The sequence below is a fragment of the Paenibacillus sp. Paensp38 genome, from assembly GCF_059491915.1.
This window is the reverse complement of record NZ_CP168516.1, coordinates 4,572,930-4,593,028: the sequence shown is the minus strand read 5'-3', so window position 1 is coordinate 4,593,028 and position 20,099 is coordinate 4,572,930. Positions and strand designations below refer to the sequence as shown.

18 protein-coding genes and 1 riboswitch are annotated in these 20,099 nt (G+C 48.2%); of the genes, 12 read left to right on the top strand and 6 right to left on the bottom strand.

Annotation, left to right across the window (positions count from 1 at the left end):
• Positions 1-26: 26 nt before the first annotated feature.
• The 5 genes from ACEN8J_RS20280 to ACEN8J_RS20260 all read left to right on the top strand — a co-directional run bounded on the left by ACEN8J_RS20280 (position 27) and on the right by ACEN8J_RS20260 (position 6,122).
• A complete protein-coding gene (locus ACEN8J_RS20280; RefSeq protein WP_029514657.1) occupies positions 27-1,445 on the top strand; it encodes a non-oxidative hydroxyarylic acid decarboxylases subunit C in 1,419 nt (472 codons plus the stop codon).
• Between the two features lie 41 nt (positions 1,446-1,486).
• Positions 1,487-1,711 (top strand): non-oxidative hydroxyarylic acid decarboxylases subunit D, encoded by a 225-nt coding sequence (locus ACEN8J_RS20275; protein ID WP_029514658.1) that lies wholly within the window; start codon positions 1,487-1,489, stop codon positions 1,709-1,711.
• 71 nt (positions 1,712-1,782) lie between these two features.
• Positions 1,783-2,244 (top strand): hypothetical protein, encoded by a 462-nt coding sequence (locus ACEN8J_RS20270; protein WP_029514659.1) that lies wholly within the window; start codon positions 1,783-1,785, stop codon positions 2,242-2,244.
• A gap of 164 nt (positions 2,245-2,408) precedes the next feature.
• A complete protein-coding gene (locus tag ACEN8J_RS20265; RefSeq protein WP_342425563.1) occupies positions 2,409-3,569 on the top strand; it encodes a serine hydrolase domain-containing protein in 1,161 nt (386 codons plus the stop codon).
• Positions 3,570-3,785: 216 nt separating this feature from the next.
• Positions 3,786-6,122, top strand: coding sequence for an Ig-like domain-containing protein (locus ACEN8J_RS20260; protein WP_483595418.1), 2,337 nt, complete (start codon positions 3,786-3,788; stop codon positions 6,120-6,122).
• 160 nt (positions 6,123-6,282) lie between these two features.
• Here the strand turns inward: ACEN8J_RS20260 and sdaAA are convergent, their stop codons facing one another.
• Together sdaAA and sdaAB are read right to left on the bottom strand one after the other, a co-directional pair.
• On the bottom strand, positions 6,283-7,182 hold the full coding sequence (gene sdaAA, locus ACEN8J_RS20255; RefSeq protein ID WP_495593898.1) for an L-serine ammonia-lyase, iron-sulfur-dependent, subunit alpha: 900 nt from the start codon (positions 7,180-7,182) through the stop codon (positions 6,283-6,285).
• Positions 7,172-7,861: an L-serine ammonia-lyase, iron-sulfur-dependent subunit beta gene (sdaAB, locus tag ACEN8J_RS20250; protein ID WP_069010729.1), complete on the bottom strand. Its 690-nt coding sequence runs from the start codon at positions 7,859-7,861 to the stop codon at positions 7,172-7,174. The genes sdaAA and sdaAB overlap by 11 nt, the downstream gene beginning before the upstream one ends.
• A 211-nt stretch (positions 7,862-8,072) precedes the next feature.
• Positions 8,073-8,188: riboswitch (glycine riboswitch) on the bottom strand.
• Between the two features lie 215 nt (positions 8,189-8,403).
• Here sdaAB and ACEN8J_RS20245 point away from each other — a divergent pair.
• From ACEN8J_RS20245 to ACEN8J_RS20215, 7 genes are all read left to right on the top strand, one after another.
• The gene (locus tag ACEN8J_RS20245; RefSeq protein WP_341038431.1) at positions 8,404-10,008 is read left to right on the top strand and encodes a DUF6359 domain-containing protein; all 1,605 of its coding nucleotides are present in this window, start codon (positions 8,404-8,406) and stop codon (positions 10,006-10,008) included.
• 328 nt (positions 10,009-10,336) lie between these two features.
• A complete protein-coding gene (locus tag ACEN8J_RS20240) occupies positions 10,337-11,368 on the top strand; it encodes an ABC transporter ATP-binding protein (protein WP_069010731.1) in 1,032 nt (343 codons plus the stop codon).
• Complete coding sequence (locus ACEN8J_RS20235; protein ID WP_209949239.1) at positions 11,346-12,272, top strand: ABC transporter ATP-binding protein; 927 nt, start codon at positions 11,346-11,348, stop codon at positions 12,270-12,272. The genes ACEN8J_RS20240 and ACEN8J_RS20235 overlap by 23 nt, the downstream gene beginning before the upstream one ends.
• Before the next feature lie 13 nt (positions 12,273-12,285).
• Positions 12,286-13,254, top strand: coding sequence for an oligopeptide ABC transporter permease (opp4B, locus tag ACEN8J_RS20230; protein WP_029514667.1), 969 nt, complete (start codon positions 12,286-12,288; stop codon positions 13,252-13,254).
• 28 nt (positions 13,255-13,282) lie between these two features.
• Positions 13,283-14,191, top strand: a complete 909-nt coding sequence (locus ACEN8J_RS20225) for an ABC transporter permease (RefSeq protein ID WP_069010733.1) — start codon at positions 13,283-13,285, stop codon at positions 14,189-14,191.
• 42 nt (positions 14,192-14,233) lie between these two features.
• A complete protein-coding gene (gene opp4A, locus ACEN8J_RS20220) occupies positions 14,234-16,054 on the top strand; it encodes an oligopeptide ABC transporter substrate-binding protein (protein ID WP_495593896.1) in 1,821 nt (606 codons plus the stop codon).
• A gap of 43 nt (positions 16,055-16,097) precedes the next feature.
• Positions 16,098-17,057, top strand: coding sequence for a LysR family transcriptional regulator (locus tag ACEN8J_RS20215; protein WP_165147906.1), 960 nt, complete (start codon positions 16,098-16,100; stop codon positions 17,055-17,057).
• A gap of 27 nt (positions 17,058-17,084) precedes the next feature.
• On the opposite strand, the gene ACEN8J_RS20210 is transcribed toward ACEN8J_RS20215, so the two are convergent.
• The 4 genes from ACEN8J_RS20210 to ACEN8J_RS20195 all read right to left on the bottom strand — a co-directional run bounded on the left by ACEN8J_RS20210 (position 17,085) and on the right by ACEN8J_RS20195 (position 20,093).
• The gene (locus ACEN8J_RS20210; RefSeq protein ID WP_340884134.1) at positions 17,085-17,735 is read right to left on the bottom strand and encodes an amino acid ABC transporter permease; all 651 of its coding nucleotides are present in this window, start codon (positions 17,733-17,735) and stop codon (positions 17,085-17,087) included.
• A 14-nt stretch (positions 17,736-17,749) separates the two neighbouring features.
• Positions 17,750-18,409, bottom strand: a complete 660-nt coding sequence (locus tag ACEN8J_RS20205) for an amino acid ABC transporter permease (RefSeq protein ID WP_307351781.1) — start codon at positions 18,407-18,409, stop codon at positions 17,750-17,752.
• A 71-nt stretch (positions 18,410-18,480) separates the two neighbouring features.
• The gene (locus ACEN8J_RS20200; protein ID WP_495593895.1) at positions 18,481-19,311 is read right to left on the bottom strand and encodes a transporter substrate-binding domain-containing protein; all 831 of its coding nucleotides are present in this window, start codon (positions 19,309-19,311) and stop codon (positions 18,481-18,483) included.
• Between the two features lie 44 nt (positions 19,312-19,355).
• Complete coding sequence (locus ACEN8J_RS20195) at positions 19,356-20,093, bottom strand: amino acid ABC transporter ATP-binding protein (protein WP_029514673.1); 738 nt, start codon at positions 20,091-20,093, stop codon at positions 19,356-19,358.
• Positions 20,094-20,099 lie beyond the last annotated feature (6 nt).

Genomic DNA, 20,099 nt, shown 5'->3' with positions numbered 1-20,099 from the left:
AATCGAAAGACGAAGGAGAATGAATGATGGCTTATAAAGACTTTCGCGATTTTCTAAACACCTTGGAAAAGGAGGGACAACTACTCACGATCAGCGACGAGGTAAAGCCGGAGCCAGACCTGGCGGCAGCTAACAAAGCATTAAGCAATCTTGGAGATAAGACACCTGCTCTCTTTTTCAATAATATCTATGGATATACGGATGCTCGTATTGCAATGAATGTGATGGGCTCCTGGCCCAATCATGCCCTTATGATGGGAATGCCAAAAAATACGCCGCTGAAGGAGCAGTTTTTTGAATTCGCCAGACGCTATGAACAATTTCCGGTGCCCGTGAAGCGGGAAGAAACCGCTCCTTTTCATGAAGTCGAGATTACAGAGGATATTAATTTGTTTGATATTTTGCCGTTGTTTCGTTTGAACCAGGGGGACGGAGGATTTTATCTGGACAAAGCGATTTTAGTTTCACGCGATCTGGATGACCCGGACACCTACGGTAAGCAAAATGTCGGCTTGTACCGGATGCAGGTGAAAGGCAAGAACCGTTTGGGCATCCAGCCTGTACCACAGCATGATATTGCGATCCATATCCGTCAGGCTGAGGAACGCGGCGAAAATCTGAAGGTGGCTATTGCCCTCGGATGTGAGCCTGTGATTACAACGGCTGCTTCTACACCGCTGCTGTACGATCAATCCGAATATGAGATGGCTGGGGCCATTCAGGGTGAGCCTTATCGTGTGGTCAAAGCGAAGGACGCAGATCTGGATCTGCCTTGGGGAGCCGAGGTCATTTTGGAGGGCGAAGTGTTGGCAGGTGAACGTGAGTATGAAGGTCCATTCGGTGAATTCACAGGTCACTATTCCGGCGGTCGCGCGATGCCAGTCATCCAGATTAATCGTGTATATCACCGCAAACAGCCTATCTTTGAGCATCTGTACATCGGGATGCCTTGGACGGAAACGGATTATATGATCGGTGTGAATACAAGTGTACCGTTGTTTCAGCAGCTTAAGGATGCTTTTCCTAATGAAATCGTAGCCGTTAATGCTATGTATACGCATGGGCTGGTCGCTATTATTTCCACGAAAACCCGGTATGGCGGCTTTGCGAAGGCTGTGGGAATGCGTGCGTTAACGACTCCGCATGGATTGGGGTATTGCAAGCTGGTGATTGTGGTGGACGAGGGGGTCGATCCGTTCAATCTGCCGCAAGTCATGTGGGCTTTATCCACCAAGCTTCATCCAAAGCATGATGCTGTCATTGTTCCTGGCTTGTCTATTTTACCGCTTGACCCCGGCTCTGATCCGGCAGGCATGACGCACAAAATGATACTGGATGCGACGACACCTGTAGCACCGGATATTAGAGGCCATTACTCGCAGCCGCTCGATTCCCCGCTGGGTGTAGCGGAATGGGAGAAAAAGTTGAGCCAAATGCTTCGCTAAATATTTTTAAAAACAAAGAAAGATTAAAGGAGTGCTGACAGATGCATATTTGTCCCCGTTGTGAGTCCAATCGTTCAGAAGTTGTTTCCCATTCGCCGGTTAAAGATGCCTGGGAGGTTTTGTTGTGCCCTGTATGCCTGTTCACATGGCGAACCTCAGAACCGGATAGCATTACGGATCCAGCAAAGTATAAATCGGCGTTCAAGGTAAACCCCAAAGATATTCCGAATGCTGCTCATGTTCCTCCTATTCCAGAGCGGTTATAGGGTCGTTCGTAAGTAACCGTAAATTATGGTACTTTGAAGTTATAGGCCAAAAGTAAAGGGGATTATACTTCATGCAGACACCAAGGATCGGTAAGGAACTGTTCACGCTACTGGACGGCAAGGCATTGGAGAACAAGCAGCATGAAGCCATGATGCTGCTGACGGTCACGGAAGATCAGTGGCCGCACATAGCGATGATTAGTGTGGGCGAAGTTGTAGCGCTGGACGAGGGGAATTTGCGTCTGGCCCTATGGCCGGGTACAACCACGACGGGCAACATGATCCGCACTGGGAAGGCGACGCTTGCGGTGTTTACCGGGGGGAAGGCGCATTATGTGCGGTTGTCACTGGAACATCTGCCTGCTTTGCCCGGAGCCAAGCATGTACGTGAGCGATTTGCGGCTCATGTTTTTGCAGCCAGAGAGGATTCGGCCCAATATGCGGATATTTTGACAGGTGTCACGGTTCGTCTCAAGGAACCGGAATCGGTGATTCATCGCTGGAAGGAAACGGTGGCTGAGCTGTTAATGTAAAGCCATCTGATTATGATAAATAATCTATGTATTTACCAAGTTTACCGTTAAAATAAATGCGAGGGAATAAGCGCTTACAAGAAATCACGCTGAACTTGTTGGAACAAGAATTAGAGCGCGAGGGGAAGCTTGTTTCTTTTGAAGGAAAAATAGGAGGGATGAATATGTCTCGTTTTGACAAGGTAGATCAGCTATTGCAACAATTTATAGTAAATGGGCCGGCAGGTTGCGGTTGTGCCATTGCCCAGAATGGTGAAGTGTTGTATGAAGGGTATCATGGATATGCTGATCTGGAAGCCGGAAAGCCAATCACTGAGGATACAGTGTATCGCTTGTTTTCCATGACAAAGGTTGTTGTCTGTGCGGCTGCACTTATGCTGTACGAACGTGGGCAATTTTTGTTGAATGAACCCTTGTATGAATATTTTCCCGAATATCGTAATGCGCATGTATTCAAAACCGCTCCTAACGGATACACCTACGTGGATAAGGCAGAGAATCCCATTTTAATTAAGCATATATTCAATATGAGTATGGGTCTTCCTTACGCTTCCGAGTCTTCAGAAACAGGAAAAGCTATGCAGAAGGCCATTGCAGGATTAAAGGAAAAGCAGGGGAAATATGACCTACGCACAGAAATTGAAGCGCTTTCTGAAGTTCCACTTGCGTTTGAGCCCGGAACACGCTGGTTATACGGATATGGACATGATTTTGTTGCAGGTCTTATTGAAGTGATTTCAGGTAAATCAGTAGGACAATTTTTAAAGGATGAAATCTTTGATCCACTTGGAATGAACAATACAGGTTACCGTTATCGTGGAGATATTGAATCGCGGATGGCCTCCATGTATCAACGGACAGACGCCGGAAAACTTGAAAAAATGGAGGGTTTCCTGGATGAATATCATCAGCCAGATGCTATATATGAAGGCGGAGGCGCAGGTTTATATTCGACAGTCAAAGATTACCTCACATTTTCACAAATGATGTCAAATGGCGGCACGGTAAACGGTGTGAACTTATTGGGGAGAAAAACCATTGATTTAATGCGCACCAATCATCTGAATACAGCTCAACTATCGGATTTCACCAATTCATACCATACAGGTTATGGCTATGGACTTGGTGTGCGCACGTTAATGGATAAAGCGGCTGGGCATGCAAACAGCTCGATTGGAGAATTTGGCTGGACGGGAATGGCAGGCACCTGGGTTTCTATAGATCCGAGCGAACAATTCTCCGTCGTATATATGCATCAGCTCGATCCCAATATGGAAGAGTACCATCATTTGAGAGTTCGCGCGGCAGCTTATAGCTGTTTATAAATGCGGGATTGTGGATCTGTTGTGAAAACTCTTCACTATGGCTCTGAAGATACACAAATTGTAATGTCTAAATCTTTATCAGAAATGATCTAGTTAATAAGGACCAAATTTCCCTTGAAGCCTAAACTATTCTTTTCCATATGACGACATAAAACGTAGGTATAAGGATTTTGCGAAATCCTTAATTTAAGTTTTGAAATGGGAGGGAATTAGATTTTGAAGAATAGATGGTCCGGTTTTCTGGCGTTGGTCATCCTGATTTCAAGTTTTACATCATATGCAGGGTTTGCATCTGCAGCAGAAGCAGTGCTTTCCAAGATTGTCCTTTCGTCTAACGAGGTAACTTTGCAACAGGGGGATACAGCTGCATTGACGGCTACGGCTGTTTTTAGTGATGGGACAACCTCAAATGTAACCGTAAGCACGGATTGGAAAAGTGATAACACAGCTATTGCTACTGTGTATAATGGTACAGTTTCGGCCAAGGCTGAAGGGGAAGCCACCGTGGTTGCGACCTATAAAGATAAGATACAATCGGTTCAGGTACATGTAACGAAAAAGGTTAAGGCGCTGACATCTAGTGTACAAAGCCTGAACTTGCGTTCAAGCGGTACAGGACAGGTTGATTTGACAGCGACATACAGTGATAATACAACAGCTCAGGTTTCGGGTGATGCTACTTGGACCTCGGATAATCAAAAGATTGCAACTGTAGTTAACGGTTTGGTTACCGCTCAGGGAGCAGGTACAGCCAATATTAAGGCCGTATATGGTCAGCAGACCGTAACCATTGCTGTACAGGTAGAGCAAGTTAAACGTCTTGATGTCAGTTCATCAGAGGTTTCTCTTTTGCTGAAGGATACTGAGAAGGTTAAACTTTCAGCGACGTTCCCGGATGGATCGGTACAGGACGTGACAGAGTCCGCTGAGTGGAGCTCCAGCAATGCAGCTGTGGCGGATGTACTGAAAGGCACCATTACCGGTTACAGCGCAGGAAAGGCGACAATTACAGGTAAATATGGTACGATGTCCGCTACGATTTCGGTGGATGTCGATCAAACGAATAAGCTGAAAGCCAGCGAATCCAATATTTTCCTCCGTCTGGATGAATCTAAAAAAATACAGGTTTCTGCTGTTTACCCGGATGGAACAGTAACGGATATCACGGATAAAGCTACTTGGGCATCAAGCGATGAAAAAATTGCAACGGTGAATAAAGGAACGATTATGGCCATCGGTGCGGGTTCGGCAACGGTGACCGCTAAGTATGGAGATAAGACCGTTTCGATCAAGACAGATGTCGAAACCTCTAGATTTCTGGATTTGAGCGAGGACAAGCTGAGCTTGAATGCCAAGGAATCCAAAAAGCTCAAGCTGACCGCAACGTACGTAACAGGTACGGAAGAAGATATCACAAGTAAGGCAGAGTGGAAGTCCAGCAATGAAGATATCGCTTTTGTCAGCGCGGGGGAAGTCACAGGTTATAAAACAGGTGAGGCTACCATCACCGCTTCTTATGGCGGCAAAACAGCTACAGCTACGGTATCCGTAAATGTACCCGGGGATCTGTCTCTGTCCTCCAAAACGGCAACAATTGATATTAATGAGGACTATACTGCAACTTTGACGGCTACTTATGCGGATGGGCGTAAGGAAGATGTAACACAGGATGCAGAATGGGCTTCAAGCGCGGAAGATATTGCCTCTGTGTCCAAAGGAACGATTACGGGTAAATCTGCTGGTAAAGCGGTTATTACAGCGACCTATAATGGCAAAAAACTAACAATTAACGTACAAGTGGGCCTTGTAGACCGTCTGGAAACAGACTCGCGTGTAATTGCGCTTGGTGCTCAGGAAACGAAGCAGCTGAAAGTAACAGGAGTTAAGAGTGGTGGTACAAAAACAGATGTAACCAAGGATGCCACCTGGACAACTAGCAATGTAAAAGTGGTTGAAGTTAGCGAAGGTTTGATCAAAGCGAATGGTAGTGGTAAGGCAACTGTGACTGCTTCATATGGCAAGCAAAACATTACGTTTACGGTAGAAGTGGACGTAGCGCAAAAGATTGAAGCGGATGCAATCGCGCTATCGCTCAAATCTGGAGATCAAAAAACCATCGCGATTGTGGTTAAATCGAGCGATGGTAAAGAAAAGGATGTTACAACCCAAGCTGAATGGAAAACGTCCAATTATAAGGTAGCCACTGTTAAAAAGGGTCAGGTTACCGCGGTCAGCTACGGTAAAGCTAACATTCAGGCGAAGTTCGGCGGGAAGATAATCAGCGTACCTGTAGATGTTGATACGCTTAAATATTTGCAAACAGACGAAGTCGCCTTGAATTTGAAGGCAGGACAGCTGGCTAAGGTTACGGCTACAGCCACGTATAAGGATGAGTCGGAGAAGGATGTTTCCAAACCGGCTGTCTGGTCCTCGTCCAGAATTATTGTGGCGACCGTCAAAGACGGTAACATTAAGGCACAGGGCAAGGGCAAAGCAGTAATTACTGTGAAATATGCAGGTAAAATGACGAAGATACAGGTAACCGTTCAGTAATCTGTAACCCGACTAAAAAGAAAAAGAGCAAGCATACGTCCAGCGACGATATGCTTGCTCTTTTCTTTATAAGGGCGAATTCTCTTTCCCTAGGACAATGTAGGGGAGAGGTAGTCGCCTTGTTTTATAGAGGAAAAGTAATTGGTTTAAAGCTTAGAAATTACGACTTATTCTTCTTGATTGATGCGTTGCGTGTAAGTGATTCGGTCAAACGCTTGCCAGTCGGCGTCTGAGCCAAGCCGCCCTTGGCGGTCTCGCGGTGCTTCGACGGCATCGCGCTGCCGACTTCAAGCATCACGTCAATGACTTCGTCAGACGGAATAGCGCTGCGCACACCCGCCAAAGCCATGTCCGCTGCGGCAAGCGCAGTCACGGCTCCCAGCCCGTTGCGCACGATGCACGGAATCTCCACGAGTCCGGCGACGGGGTCGCAAATCAGGCCGAGCGTGTTCTTAAGAGCGAGGCCCACGGCGTGAACAGCCTGTTCAGGCGTACCACCGCGCAGCTCGACCATAGCGCCAGCGGCCATCCCGATAGCTGAGCCAATCTCAGCCTGACAGCCTCCCTCCGCGCCAGAAATGAAGGAGTTGTTGGCGATCACGCAGCCAATGGCTCCAGCGGCGAATAGGCCGTTCACCATATGCTCATCATCCCAGCCGAACCGTTCCTGCGCACTGATGAACACACCAGGGATAACCCCACATGAGCCTGCGGTAGGAGTGGCGACAATGCGACCCATAGATGCATTAACCTCCGACACGGAGAGGGCATAAGCCATGGCGAGCGCGGAGGCATCACCGGAGCAGGTCTCCCCTGACCGCAGATACTCGGCCAGGCGCTTGCCGTCGCCGCCCGTCAATCCACTGCGGGATACGGTGTCTTGTGTCTGACCGCGATGAACGGCTTCCTTCATGATTTCATAATAATCAGACATTTGGCGAAAGATTTCTTCCTCCGTTGTATTCGTTTCTTGTACCTGCTCTTGAATCATCAAGCGGCCAATCGTGGTGGATTCTTCAGCGCATAAAGCGCTGATCTCATGCAGATGGCTAAACCGCATCGGATTCAGCTCCTTTTTTCAAATTAATCATCTTAATTTCATACATATGAGGTAAAGAACGCAGTTCCGCAATCAGTTCAGCTGGAGCAGAACTGTCCGTTTCAATGGCGGTGAGTGCTTCACCATCCCGGCCTTTGCGATCTACGTGCATATAGGCAATGTTAATGTGGGCCGCGCCCAGCGCTGAAGTTATTGCGCCCAATGTACCGGGCTTATCCGAGTGGAGAAGCACCAGCGTAGGCAGCTCCCCGGTCAGATTGACCCGGAATTCGTTGAGTTGCTGGACATGGATGCTGCCGCCGCCGATGGAGGAGCCCAGCAGTGTGCGCTGATCCTCGCCCTTCCACAACTCGAAACGGACGGTGTTCGGATGAGGAGCGGGGAGTCCACTGACGGCGAATTCCACGGTCATCCCGGCTTGCTCGGCCCATTGCTCGGCATCTGGAATCCGGTGATCGTCCGTATCGTAATTAAGCAGTCCTGCGATGAGCGCCAGATCCGTACCGTGTCCTTTATACGTATCGGCAAAGGAGCCGTACAGTGTCATACGGGCACGGTCAGGCTGCGCCCCGAGCCAGTGCCGGGCAACGCGTGCGAGTCGCACCGCGCCTGCGGTGTGTGAACTGGAAGGTCCGGTCATGGCCGGGCCGATAATAGAAAATACATCTTTGAAACGCATGGTGTGGCCCCCTGTATGTTCTAATACCATACTATATGGTATTTCCGCGTCTTTGCGCGGTTATGACGGTTCCTAATGCTGACGCACAATGTGAGCACAAAAAAGGACAGGATAAGGAAGTTTCCCTTATCTCTGTCCTCGTTACCTGAGAGTTTCGTGCGGTGTTCTTACCGCCTTACCCCTTGGGTGGCTTGCGCTCTCTCCAGAGTTGCGTCAGATGACGATACATGGACCTGAGAGATTATCCGCCAGCCGGGTGCTGGCGTCTTGCTCCTTCGGTGCCGCCAGAGTGTAAGCCCCCTGGACAGACTCTCCCGTCATCTTCATTCGCGTATACCGTTCTACATGTCTTTCTTAGCGTAATGTATGACGTGCTCGGTGTCAATCACAGGGTTTAATTTTTACATAAACAGGTGCATTTCCAATAAAAAAGATTAAAGTTTACATAATTATGGATGAAATCAGGAAGGAATTAGAAGATTGGCGGCTAATCTGATAGAGGACAAGTACATTTATGGAAATCATAGGAGGGATATTGACGTATGGTAAAAGGCTTGCGGTTCACAGGTTCACGCTTAAAAGGGATGCTGCATCTAGCAGCGATCGCATCACTGCTGATCGGGATCTTCGTTCCGTTCGGTCAGGTCAAGGCAGAGGGAGCATTGACAGTAGCCGAAGCACTTCAGGGCCAAAGCAGTGGAGGTACGGTGACGGTAGAAGGTTATATCGTCGGACATGCTACCGGATCGAAAACGGCTAACTTCTCTTCTCCGTTTGCGAATGATTTTAACGTACTGATTGCTGACCAGGCTAATGAACGTAGCACTTCTAATCTATTGGATGTACAGCTGACATCCGCGTACAGAGGGCAATTTGGGCTGTCAGGCCATCCTGAGCTGATCGGCAGCAAAATTCGTGTGACGGGTACACTTGGCGCCTACAATAATTTTGGTGGAGTGAAAAGCCCAAGCGCTGTTGAACTGGTGAGCGGAAGCGAGCCGGGGGAACCAGGTGAACCAGGCGAACCTGAACCTGGCAACCCGGGTCAACCCGGTACTACATTGCCGGATGGAAAAGGCAAAAAGGTGCTGTTCGATAATACGCACGCACAGACCGCTGGTGCAGCAGATTGGGTCATTGAAGGCGCCTTCTCCGACTTTGCCAATGGACTGCGTAATGTAGGCTTTACGGTAGACCCATTAAATCGTCCCATTCCTTTTACTTATGGAGAGCAGGCCATAACCTATGACAAGCTGCGCCAATATGATGTGTTCATTATTGGTGAAGCGAATGTTGCCTTTAAGGCATCCGAGCAGGCTGCCCTGCTGCAATACGTGAATAACGGAGGGAGCGTCTTCTTCATCTCCGATCATTATAATGCGGACCGTAACAAAAACCGTTGGGATTCCTCCGAGGTTATGAATGGCTACCGTCGTGGAGCCTATACTAATCCGGCCAAAGGCATGACTGCAGAAGAGGCTGCATCACCGGCAATGCAAGGATTAACAAGCTCCGATTGGCTGGCGGCCAACTTTGGCGTTCGTTTCCGTTACAATGCGCTCGGTGATGTGAATGCTACCGACATTGTAGCCGCAGATCAATCTTTCGGTATTACCAAGGGTGTGCGCTCGATTGCCATGCATGCAGGATCTACGCTGGCTATTATTGATCCTACCAAGGCTAAAGGCATTGCTTATATCCCTTCAGGCACGAAAAAATGGGGGAATGCGGTAGATCAGGGGGTTTATAACGGCGGGGGCCGTGCGGAAGGACCTTATGCCGCTATCTCCAAGGTAGGCCAAGGCAAGGCGGCATTCATCGGTGATTCTTCCCCTGTAGAAGATGCTACACCGAAATATGTGCGTGAGGAAAACGGACAGTCGAAGAAGACATATGATGGCTTCAAAGAAGTGGATGATTCAACCTTCCTGGTGCAAACGGTTCAATGGCTTGCATGGAAGCAGGACTACACGAAATTGTCCGATGTGGCAGGTTTGACTCTGGATCAACCAACGAAGCTTCTGCCATTCGAAGAGCCTGCGGCGTCCACGGAACCACAGCCTGAGCCTTGGTCTGCTCCGGCAGCAGGCTACAAATGGTACGATCCTAGAACATTCAAGTCTGGCTCCTATGGAGCGGCTTCGTAAATTATATTGTCAGGAGCTCAATGTGAGCTTGGGTTAGTTAGTCGTTTGATCCCTGCTGAGGGATCAGGCGACTTTTTTTGTGATGAAAATTAACCTGTGGTTGGTTATTTCATTACATTTTGTGCCAGAAAGGCCGCACTATTGCTGGATCATTGATTTTTTAAATGATGTTGATAGCATAATCTTAATTGATATATCCATATACTGGTGATAGGATGTATTCAAATTATTCCGACAAAAACGGTATGTAATGTTCATGAGAGGTTTTAAACATCAAACATGGTGAGAATAAGCGGGACAAGACCATGGAGAATGGAGGAAGCGCGCATTGAATACCGAACCTGTGTTGGAAATTAAAGGATTATCCGTATCTTTTCGCATCCAGGATCAATATCACCCCGCAGTCGACCATCTGGATCTGACGGTCAACCCCAATGAAGTGCTGGCTGTAGTCGGAGAATCCGGCTGTGGCAAAAGCGCGTTAGCGCTTTCGATCCCGCAACTGCATGACATGGAACGCACGCGTGTAGAGGGGGAGGTCTTTTTTAAAGGAACGGACTTGAACCGTCTTTCCTCAGGGCAAATGAATAAAATCCGCGGAGCGGGAATTGGCATGATCTTTCAGGACCCGTTGACAGCACTCAACCCGTTGATGAGCATTGGCAAGCAGATTGAGGAAAATCTCGATTATCATACGTCACTATCTACGAAGCAAAAAAGGGAACGTGTGCTGGAGCTGCTGGAAAGTGTAGATATACCGAATCCAGTGCGTGTGTATGATCAGTATCCGCATGAACTGTCAGGAGGGATGCGGCAGCGTGTGATGATCGCGATTGCCATAGCTTGCCGACCTTCTCTTATTATTGCAGATGAGCCGACGACTGCGCTCGATGTAACGATCCAATCGCAAATTCTCGACTTGCTCAAACAGCTTCAACAGGAGACTGGGAGCGGTATTATCCTGATTACGCACGATCTTGGTGTTGTGGCAGAAGTAGCCGACCGCGTGGTGGTCATGTATGCCGGAGAAATCGTGGAGAGCGCTGATGTTTTTGAATTATTCAGGCATCCACAGCATCCGTATACGCGTTCTTTGCTTGCTTCCATGCCGGGATCGCATACCAAGGGGGAATCACTGCATGTCATCGGCGGCATTGTTCCCTCATTACAAGATATCCCCCGCAATAGCTGCCGCTTTGCTCCACGTATTCCCTGGATTCAGCAGAGGGTGCATGAAGACCATCCCCAATTAAATGAAATTTCCCCTGGACATTGGGTCCGTTGTACATGTTATCAGCATTTTCATTTTGAAGACGAGGCAAAGGGGGAGGCTGCTCATGGCACTACTGGAGTTAAATGATTTGAGGGTGCACTATCCGGTGCGCGGTGGTTTCTTCCAGCGTGTTATCGATCAGGTGAAAGCAGTGGATGGCGTGTCGATCAGCATTGAGGCAGGCCAGACCTACGGGCTGGTGGGGGAGTCTGGCTGTGGGAAAACGACGACAGGCAGGACGATCATCGGTCTAAATAAGCTGACGAGCGGACGGATTTTGTTTAAAGGAAAGGACCTTGCAGCTCTAAGTAGTAACAATCGTCATCCATTGCGTAGAGATATTCAGATGATTTTTCAGGACCCATACTCTTCGCTTAACCCGCGTAAGCGCGTATTGGATGTCATTGCTGAACCGCTGCGAAATTTTGAAAGGCTGAGTAGTGAGGAAGAACGGAGAAAAGTACAGACGTTGCTGGAAAAGGTCGGCTTGAACGCCGATGCAGCCTATAAATATCCGCATGAATTTTCCGGGGGGCAACGACAGCGGATCGGGATCGCGCGTGCGCTGACATTAAACCCCAAGCTGATCATTGCTGATGAGCCAGTGTCAGCACTGGACGTTTCCGTGCAGGCACAGGTGCTTAATTTTATGAAGGATGTGCAGCAGGAATTTAATTTGACGTATTTGTTCATCAGCCATGATTTAGGTATTATCCGCCATATGTGCGACCAAATCGGTATTATGTATCGGGGCCGTCTAGTGGAGCAGGGGAGCGAGCAAGATATTTATGAGCGTCCACAGCATCTGTATACCCAGCGCCTCATTGCAACCATTCCCAATATTGATCCTACAAAACGGCTGGAAAATGCTCAAAAAAGGCGAATGCTTTTATCCTCCTACAAAACAGAGCTACCCAAACATCTAGACGCGAGTGGAAAACCGTTTGCACTAAAATCAGTAAGTCCATCCCATCAAGTCGCGCTACCATAAGGGGGTACAGAATATGTGGAAATTTACACTGCGTCGGCTACTGGTTATGATCCCTCAACTTTTTGCACTGAGCGTGCTTATATTTTTCCTGGCTAAGGCTATGCCGGGGGATGCCCTGACAGGACTTATTACTTCGACACCCAATCTGAATCCGGCCGCACTGGAAGAGCAGCGACAAAGACTGGGACTGAATGACCCGGTGTGGATGCAGTATGGGAACTGGCTCGTCCAGCTTGCTCACGGGGATCTGGGCAAATCTTATGTACATAAAATTAGCGTTACCGATCTGATTGGCAGCCGTCTGGGGAACACGTTCTTTCTGGGCGTAGTCATTCTGGTTCTGACGTATCTGATCGCCATCCCGCTCGGCGTACTCAGCGGTCGTTATCAGCATAGTCTGCTGGACAAAACCGTAGTGGGCTATACCTATCTCAGCTTTGCGACACCTCTATTTATACTCGCGTTGCTGCTGCTGTATGTATTCGGCTTTAGGCTCGGCTGGTTTCCAACCAGCGGCAGTGTGGATGTAGGTGTGGAGCCGGGGGCATGGTCATATTACGTGAACAAGTCGTATCATCTCATTTTACCGGCGGTTACAGGCGCATTGCTCAGTACAACGGCTACGATTCAGTATTTGCGCAATGAGGTCATTGACACAAGACTGAAGGATTTTGTGAAAACAGCGCGTTCCAAAGGGGTACCCGAAGGTAAAATTTATTCCCGCCATATTTTCAAAAACTCTCTATTGCCGATTGCTGCCTTTTTGGGCTATGACCTGACGGGAGTCATTGCAGGCAACATTTTTCTTGAATCTATTTTCGGTTATCCGGGGTTGGGCCAATTATTTCTTCAGTCCATCACTCAACGGGATTTTTCAGTCGTGAACGCGCTGGTCATGATTTCTGGCTTCTTGGCACTATTAGGGACCCTTTTATCTGATGTCATCCTGAGCAAGGTCGATCCCCGCATTCGAATTGAATAGCGAACAAGTCTAGAGAAAGGGAGGGATTATGGTGTCTATACAGGTGGAGGAGGTTTTCACGCCGGGAATCATTCGTAAATCACCATCCAGTTGGTCTGTACTACGTCGTGAGCTGGTGCGTGACAAAATGGCCTTGGTTTCCATTGGCTTTGTGATTCTGTTCTTGATCTTTATATATGCCTCTGTCCTGTTTGTAAATCAGGATGTAGTCACGACGGTCGATTTGGGCGCGATTCGTGAAGCTCCAGGCTCAGTGCATTGGCTGGGGACAGATCGAGCGGGCAGAGATATTTTCGGCCAACTGGTCATTGGAGCCCGCAATTCCTTCACTATTGGCTTTACGATTACATTGTTATCCGCCGCTATTGGCTTAACATTAGGTTTACTGGCTGGTTTTTATGGGGGAATGGTCGATAACATCATCATGCGGATTATTGATTTTATTTTGGTGCTTCCATTTTTGATGTTGGTCATCGTATTTGTCAGCATTGTACCCAAAAGCGGCATAGGGTCCTTTATTTTTATCATGACTGCCTTTTTATGGATTGGAAAAGCACGCCTGATCCGGGCGAAGGTGTTGTCGGAGCGCGAACTGGATTATGTGCAGGCTTCCAAAACCCTTGGCACACCCAATTGGAAAATCATCTGGTTTGGCGTGCTGCCCAATCTTAGCTCGGTCGTGATCGTCAATCTGACCCTCAGTCTCGCGGGGAATATCGGGATTGAGACCGGGCTTTCTTATCTCGGCTTTGGCTTACCGGAATCTACTCCAAGCTTGGGTACACTGGTGAGTTACGCGAATGACCCGGATGTTTTGCAGAACAGCTGGTGGATGTGGTTACCTGCCTCGCTGCTTATTTTGGTGCTAATGCTGGCGATTAACTTTATCGGTCAGGCGCTCAAACGCGCCACGGATGCCAGACAACGATTGGGTTAACCGAAGTTCAAGGATAAGGACAATGACAAGGAGGGATTTACAATGGTTAAACACTGGAAAAAAGGGATTCTGCCTGTTCTAGCTGCAATTTTGGTACTTTCATTGGCGGCATGCAGCGGTTCGCCTTCCGCTTCAAATGGAGGGAAATCGTCTGACGGTACAGGCGGCTCAGGGTCCGACAGCAAACAGGTGAATGCGACAGCGCTGGCGAAGGCGATCAAGAACGATAAGGCCCCGATTAAGGGTGGCATCATCAATTATGCACTCGTGTCTGATACCCCTTTTGAAGGCATTCTGAATCCTGTATTTTATGAAGGCAATCCTGATTTTGAAGTCTTCCAGTTTTTTTATCCTTCTATGTTTTCGATTGACTCCAATCTGAATATTGACAATAAAGGGGCGGCGACGATTTCCTTTTCCCCAGACAATAAGGCGGTGACTGTGAAAATTGATCCCAAACTGAACTGGACGGATGGTAATCCCGTAACGGCGGAGGACTATGCTTTTTCCTATGAAGTGATCGGTCATAAAGACTACGAAGGTCCGCGTTATGATAGTTTTATGACGAATATTGTGGGTATGGAAGATTATCACTCGGGTAAGGCCAAAACCATTTCTGGCATCAAAGTGCTCAATGAGAAAGAGGTTACCATTCATTTCAAGGAACCTAATCCTTCGGTGAAATCGGGACTTTGGTCTACACCCCTGGAGAAAAAGGTGTTTCAGAATATCCCCGTGAAAGATATGGCCGGATCAGACCCTGTCCGTAAAAATCCGATTGGCTATGGGCCGTTCAAAATTAAATCCATGGTTACAGGTGAATCTGTGGAATTTGTCAAAAATGAGGATTATTTTCACGGTGTACCCAAGCTGGATGGCCTTCATCTGAAGGTGGTGAACCCGAATGTCATTACCGAGGCGCTGAAAAGTGGAGAAGTCGACTGGGCCAGCTATCCAACCACCCGTTACAATGAGGCCAGCAATCCAAAAAATGTACAGTTTCTCGGTCAGGAGGAATTATCTTATAGCTATGTGGGCTTTAAGATGGGCAAATTCGATCAGGCCAAGAGTCTAAATATCATAGACCCGAACGCCAAGCTGGCGAACAAGTCATTACGTCAGGCCCTCGGCTATGCGCTGAATAACGAGCAGGTCGGCAAGCAGCTATATCATGGGCTTCGGATTCCAGCAACGTCCCTGATTCCGCCTGCCTTTAAGGGGTATCATGATATAAATGCAAAGGGCATCACGTATGACCCGGACAAGGCGAAAAAGCTGCTGGACGAGGCAGGGTATGTGGACACCAATGGAGATGGATATCGTGAGGACCCCAAAGGCAAGGAACTGGTGCTCCATTATGCGGCAATGAGCGGGGATGCGACAGCCGAATCGCTGGCGAAGTTTTATTTGCAAAATTGGAAGGATGCCGGGCTTCATGTCGAGCTGGTGGACGGCCGTCTGCTTGAGTTCAATTCTTTCTATGACCGTGTGCAGAAGGATGACCCTGGCATTGATATTTTTGGCGGCGCATGGAGTACAGGTACAGATGTAAACCCTAGTGGGCTGTATGGACGCGGAGCCAGCTTTAACTACTCGCGCTTTACCAGTGAAGAGAATGATAAGCTGTTGCAGGAAGGGGTGTCTGTGAAAGCCTTTGACGACAATTATCGTAAAGATATATACAATCAGTGGCAGGCGTATATGAGCGAGGAGGCACCCATTGTACCGACGTTATTCCGTTACTCGTTGGAGGCAGTGAATAATCGGGTAGCCAATTACGATATTACCCGTGGCAAGGAGTATGATGCAGACACGTTTGCGAATATTACGTTGACTGCGGAAAAAGCAGAAGTAGCCCAATAATCTAAAAAAAGCGCAATAACCTGAAGAAGAAGCGCGAACCGGTTTGATCCGATTTTGCGCTTCTTTTGACCTTTTATGCAATCATTCTGGGGATTCTCGAAGGGAGAGAAGGAAGACGGAGATACGTCAGCTTCAATACTTCATTGCGGTATGCGAGGAACTGCATTTTACGAAAGCTTCGGAAAAGATCGGAATCTCCCAACCCACACTTAGCTTGCAAATTAAGGCGTTGGAAGAGGAATTGGGCATGACTCTTTTTGACCGTGCAGGCAAGAAAATTAAGATGACAGATGCCGGGAAATTGTTGCTGCAACACAGTGCACATGCGCTCAAGGATTTACAGCAAGCAAAGGCTTCCATTGAGGAGTTGCGCACCGAGCAACGCGGGAGTTTGCGGATTGGTATCGCATTACCGGAGCTGGAGGAACCATTACAAGAAATGTTTATCCATTTTCATCAGTCATTTCCTAGAGTCAGCTTGCACATCCATCCATCATTTGATGTCACAGAACAGCTGCTGGATAACCGAGTGGATGTTGGCATCACGCTGCATTCGGGTACGGATGAAAGGCTTGTCCAGCTTCCTCTTCGTACGGAGAACTACTGTCTTGTTGTTCCGGTAGAGCATGTGTTTTCCAACCGTTCTTCCATTACGCTGGACGAATTGAGGCATGTACCCTGGGGGATGCAGCCAGAGTGTCATCCCGGCAGGAAACTGATTGAGAAGTGCTTCCGTGATCACGGGTATCCCTTTGCAACTGTCTTGGAGACCAATTCCATACCTTCCATCCTGCGCTGGGTGCAGGATGGACTTGCCGTAACCCTACAGACGGAGTCCCTTGCAACAGAATTGGATCACTCACAATTTTGCACTGTACCTATTTTGTGCGACGTGCTCCAGGGTCAGCTAGAGCTGGTTTATCGGTCTGGCCGTTATCAGGGAGAAGCGTTGAAGCAATTGATTAAAGAGATACAAGCTGTACTAACCGTGCGTTCCAACTAGTGGCAACCCTGATGAGTATCACGAGCTTTAATGTGTACGAACTTCCAGCCTGCGTGCAATCAGTGACATACTGTAATTGACAGCAAAGTACAGGAAAGCTGCGAACAGCAGGGCTGGAATGACAAAGGATTGATTTTGCCCACCGACAATCTGAATATTATGCGTCAGCTCCGGCAAACTGATAATGACAGCCAGTGAGGTATCCTTGAATAGGGAAATGAACTGGCTGACAATCGGGGGCACCATGCGACGAAGCGCTTGGGGCAGAATGATATGCCATAAGGTTTGAGAATAGCTTAGACCAGAGGAACGTGCGGCTTCCACCTGTCCTTTATGGACCGAATTCAGACCGCTACGCACAATCTCAGCAATCATGGCTCCCTCGAAGATCGACAGGCCTGTAATCGCTGCCCACTTGAGGGAAATGGAAAGACCGATAGATGGTAAAACCATGCCGATGAAGAAAATAATGAGCAATAATGGAAGATTGCGAATGAGATCAATGATAAAGGCTGCAACCTGTGAAATGACAGGTAAGCGGGTATAGCGCAGGATGCCGAACATGATACCGAGAGCGAAGCTGAACACGATAGAGTAAATAGCAACCTCCAGCGTGAGCAGGAAGCCCTCCAGTATAAAACGCACATTAGGCCACACAAACAATCCACCGAAATCCATACAGGCTTCCCTCCTTAGGATGTTTTGGACAGACGCCGTTCCATGTACAGTACAAGAAAGCTAAGCGGAACTGTCAAGATAAGATACAACAACGCCGTGATGACGTAGACTGTGATGGGCAGGAAGGTATCCGAGTTAATGAGGTCCGAGTAATACATGAGGTCCAGCCCGGCCACAATAGCCAGCACGGAAGAGTTTTTGACCAGATTAATGAATTGGTTGCCGATCGCAGGCAGCACAATTTTGATGGCTTGCGGTAAAATAATGCTGATCATCGTCTGGTTGTAACTCAACCCGGAGGACCTTGCCGCTTCAAATTGCCCCTTGGGCACAGATTGAATGCCGGCACGTATGGCTTCAGCAATAAAGGAGGCTGTGTATACGGTCAATCCAAGCGTTCCAGATACGAATCCGTCCAAAGGGATGCCCAAAGTGGGAAGCCCCAGATAAAAAAACAGCACGACGATCAGCAATGGGATATTGCGGATGACCTCTACATAGACGGTACCGATCCAGTTTAGCCATTTAAAAGGCGCAATTCGGAGGATGGCAATAATAGCTCCCAGAATAAAGCTTCCGATCAAGGCAATGACACTAGCTTGAACCGTATGAAGCAAGCCTTCTCTGAAACGGTCGCTATGATCGAAAAGTACGTTGATATCAAAAGTAAGCATCTACAGGTATACCTCCTTATCCAGACTTAAGAAAGGAAGGAGCTCGCAAGCGCGGCTCCTTCACAAGAATACTATTCGGGCTTAACCCCAAGCCATTGCTCGTGGAGCTTATCGTATTCACCGTTGCTTTTCAGTTCCTTGATCGTATCATTAATGGCTTGTAGCAGTTCGGTTTGTCCCTTCTTTACTGCAATGCCGTAAGGTTCCTCTGTGAAGTTCCCGCCTACAAGAATATAATTCGGATCTTGCTTCTGCATGCCGAGCAGAATAGAGTTATCGGTAGTTAACGCTTCTCCTTTACCTGCTTTGAGGGCATTGAAAGCATCCTGATAGTTTTCGAATTCTAATATCGTCGCTTCTGGTGCTTTTTCACGGATATTTTTGGCGGAAGTAGAGCCTTTCACGGCGAGCACCTTGGTATTCGGGGTCAGGGACTCCAGCCCGGTGATGGGGCTCCCCTTTTTCACGAGTAGAGATTGCCCGGCGTTAAAATAGACGTCGCTAAAATCAACCTGCTTTTTACGTTCATCCGAAATGGTCATCGTCGCGATAATGGCGTCGATGTCCCCGTTTTGCAATAAGGTGATTCGTGTTTTGGACGTGACTTCTTTTAGTTCAAGTTTGGCTTCATCGCCAAAAATATGTTTGGCTACAGCCTTGGCGATGTCGATATCAAAGCCTTCTACTTTTCCGCTAGCCGGGTCTTTCAGTCCGAACAGCTTGGTATCGTATTTCACACCAACGACTAGTTTGCCACGCTGTTTGATCGCTTCCAGCCCGTTGGCTGCTGCCGGCTCATTTCCCGACGTTGCCGCTCCTTCTTTGCCTCCGCAGCCTGCCAAGACGAGCAGACAAGATAAAGCTACCAGCACCAAAGTACTCCATTGAAATCTTTTTCTCATCAGAACATTCCCCTTTCGATTTTACGCTACATTGGTAAGTCTGTTTAATGATGAATCAGACGGCTCAGGAACAGGCGGGCCCGTTCTTCACCCGGATTCTGAAAAAATTCGGCAGGTTGGCTGTCTTCCAAAATCTGTCCTTTGTCCATAAAAATCACGCGGTCCGCCACTTCACGTGCAAAGCCCATTTCATGAGTGACAATGACCATTGTGATGCCCTGATGGGCGAGCGAGCGCATAACATCCAGTACCTCTCCGATCGTTTCGGGATCAAGAGCTGAGGTAGGCTCGTCAAACAACATAATTTTTGGATTCATCGCGAGCCCGCGGGCGATCGCGACCCGCTGCTGCTGTCCACCAGACAATTGGGCGGGGTAGCTCTGTGCCTTTTCCTCGATTCCGACGCGCTTTAGATAAGTGATGGCTGTTTGAGTAGCTTCTTCTTTCGAGATGCCCAGTACCTTCATAGGTGCCAGTACAATGTTTTCAATTACCTTTTTGTGGGGATACAGATTGAAATGCTGGAACACCATTCCGATATTGCGACGGAAGGCATTAATATCAATCTTTTTGTCATGTACAGGGATCTCGTTAACGATCAGTTCCCCATCCGATATCGTTTCCAGACGATTGATGCAGCGAAGCAGGGTGCTTTTACCCGAGCCGGAGGGACCGATGATGACGACGACCTCGCCCTCCTTAATCTGAAGATTAATGTCTTTGAGTACATGAAAGTGACCGTAATGCTTGTTGACATTGCGAAACTGGATCAGAGAGCTCACCCCTTT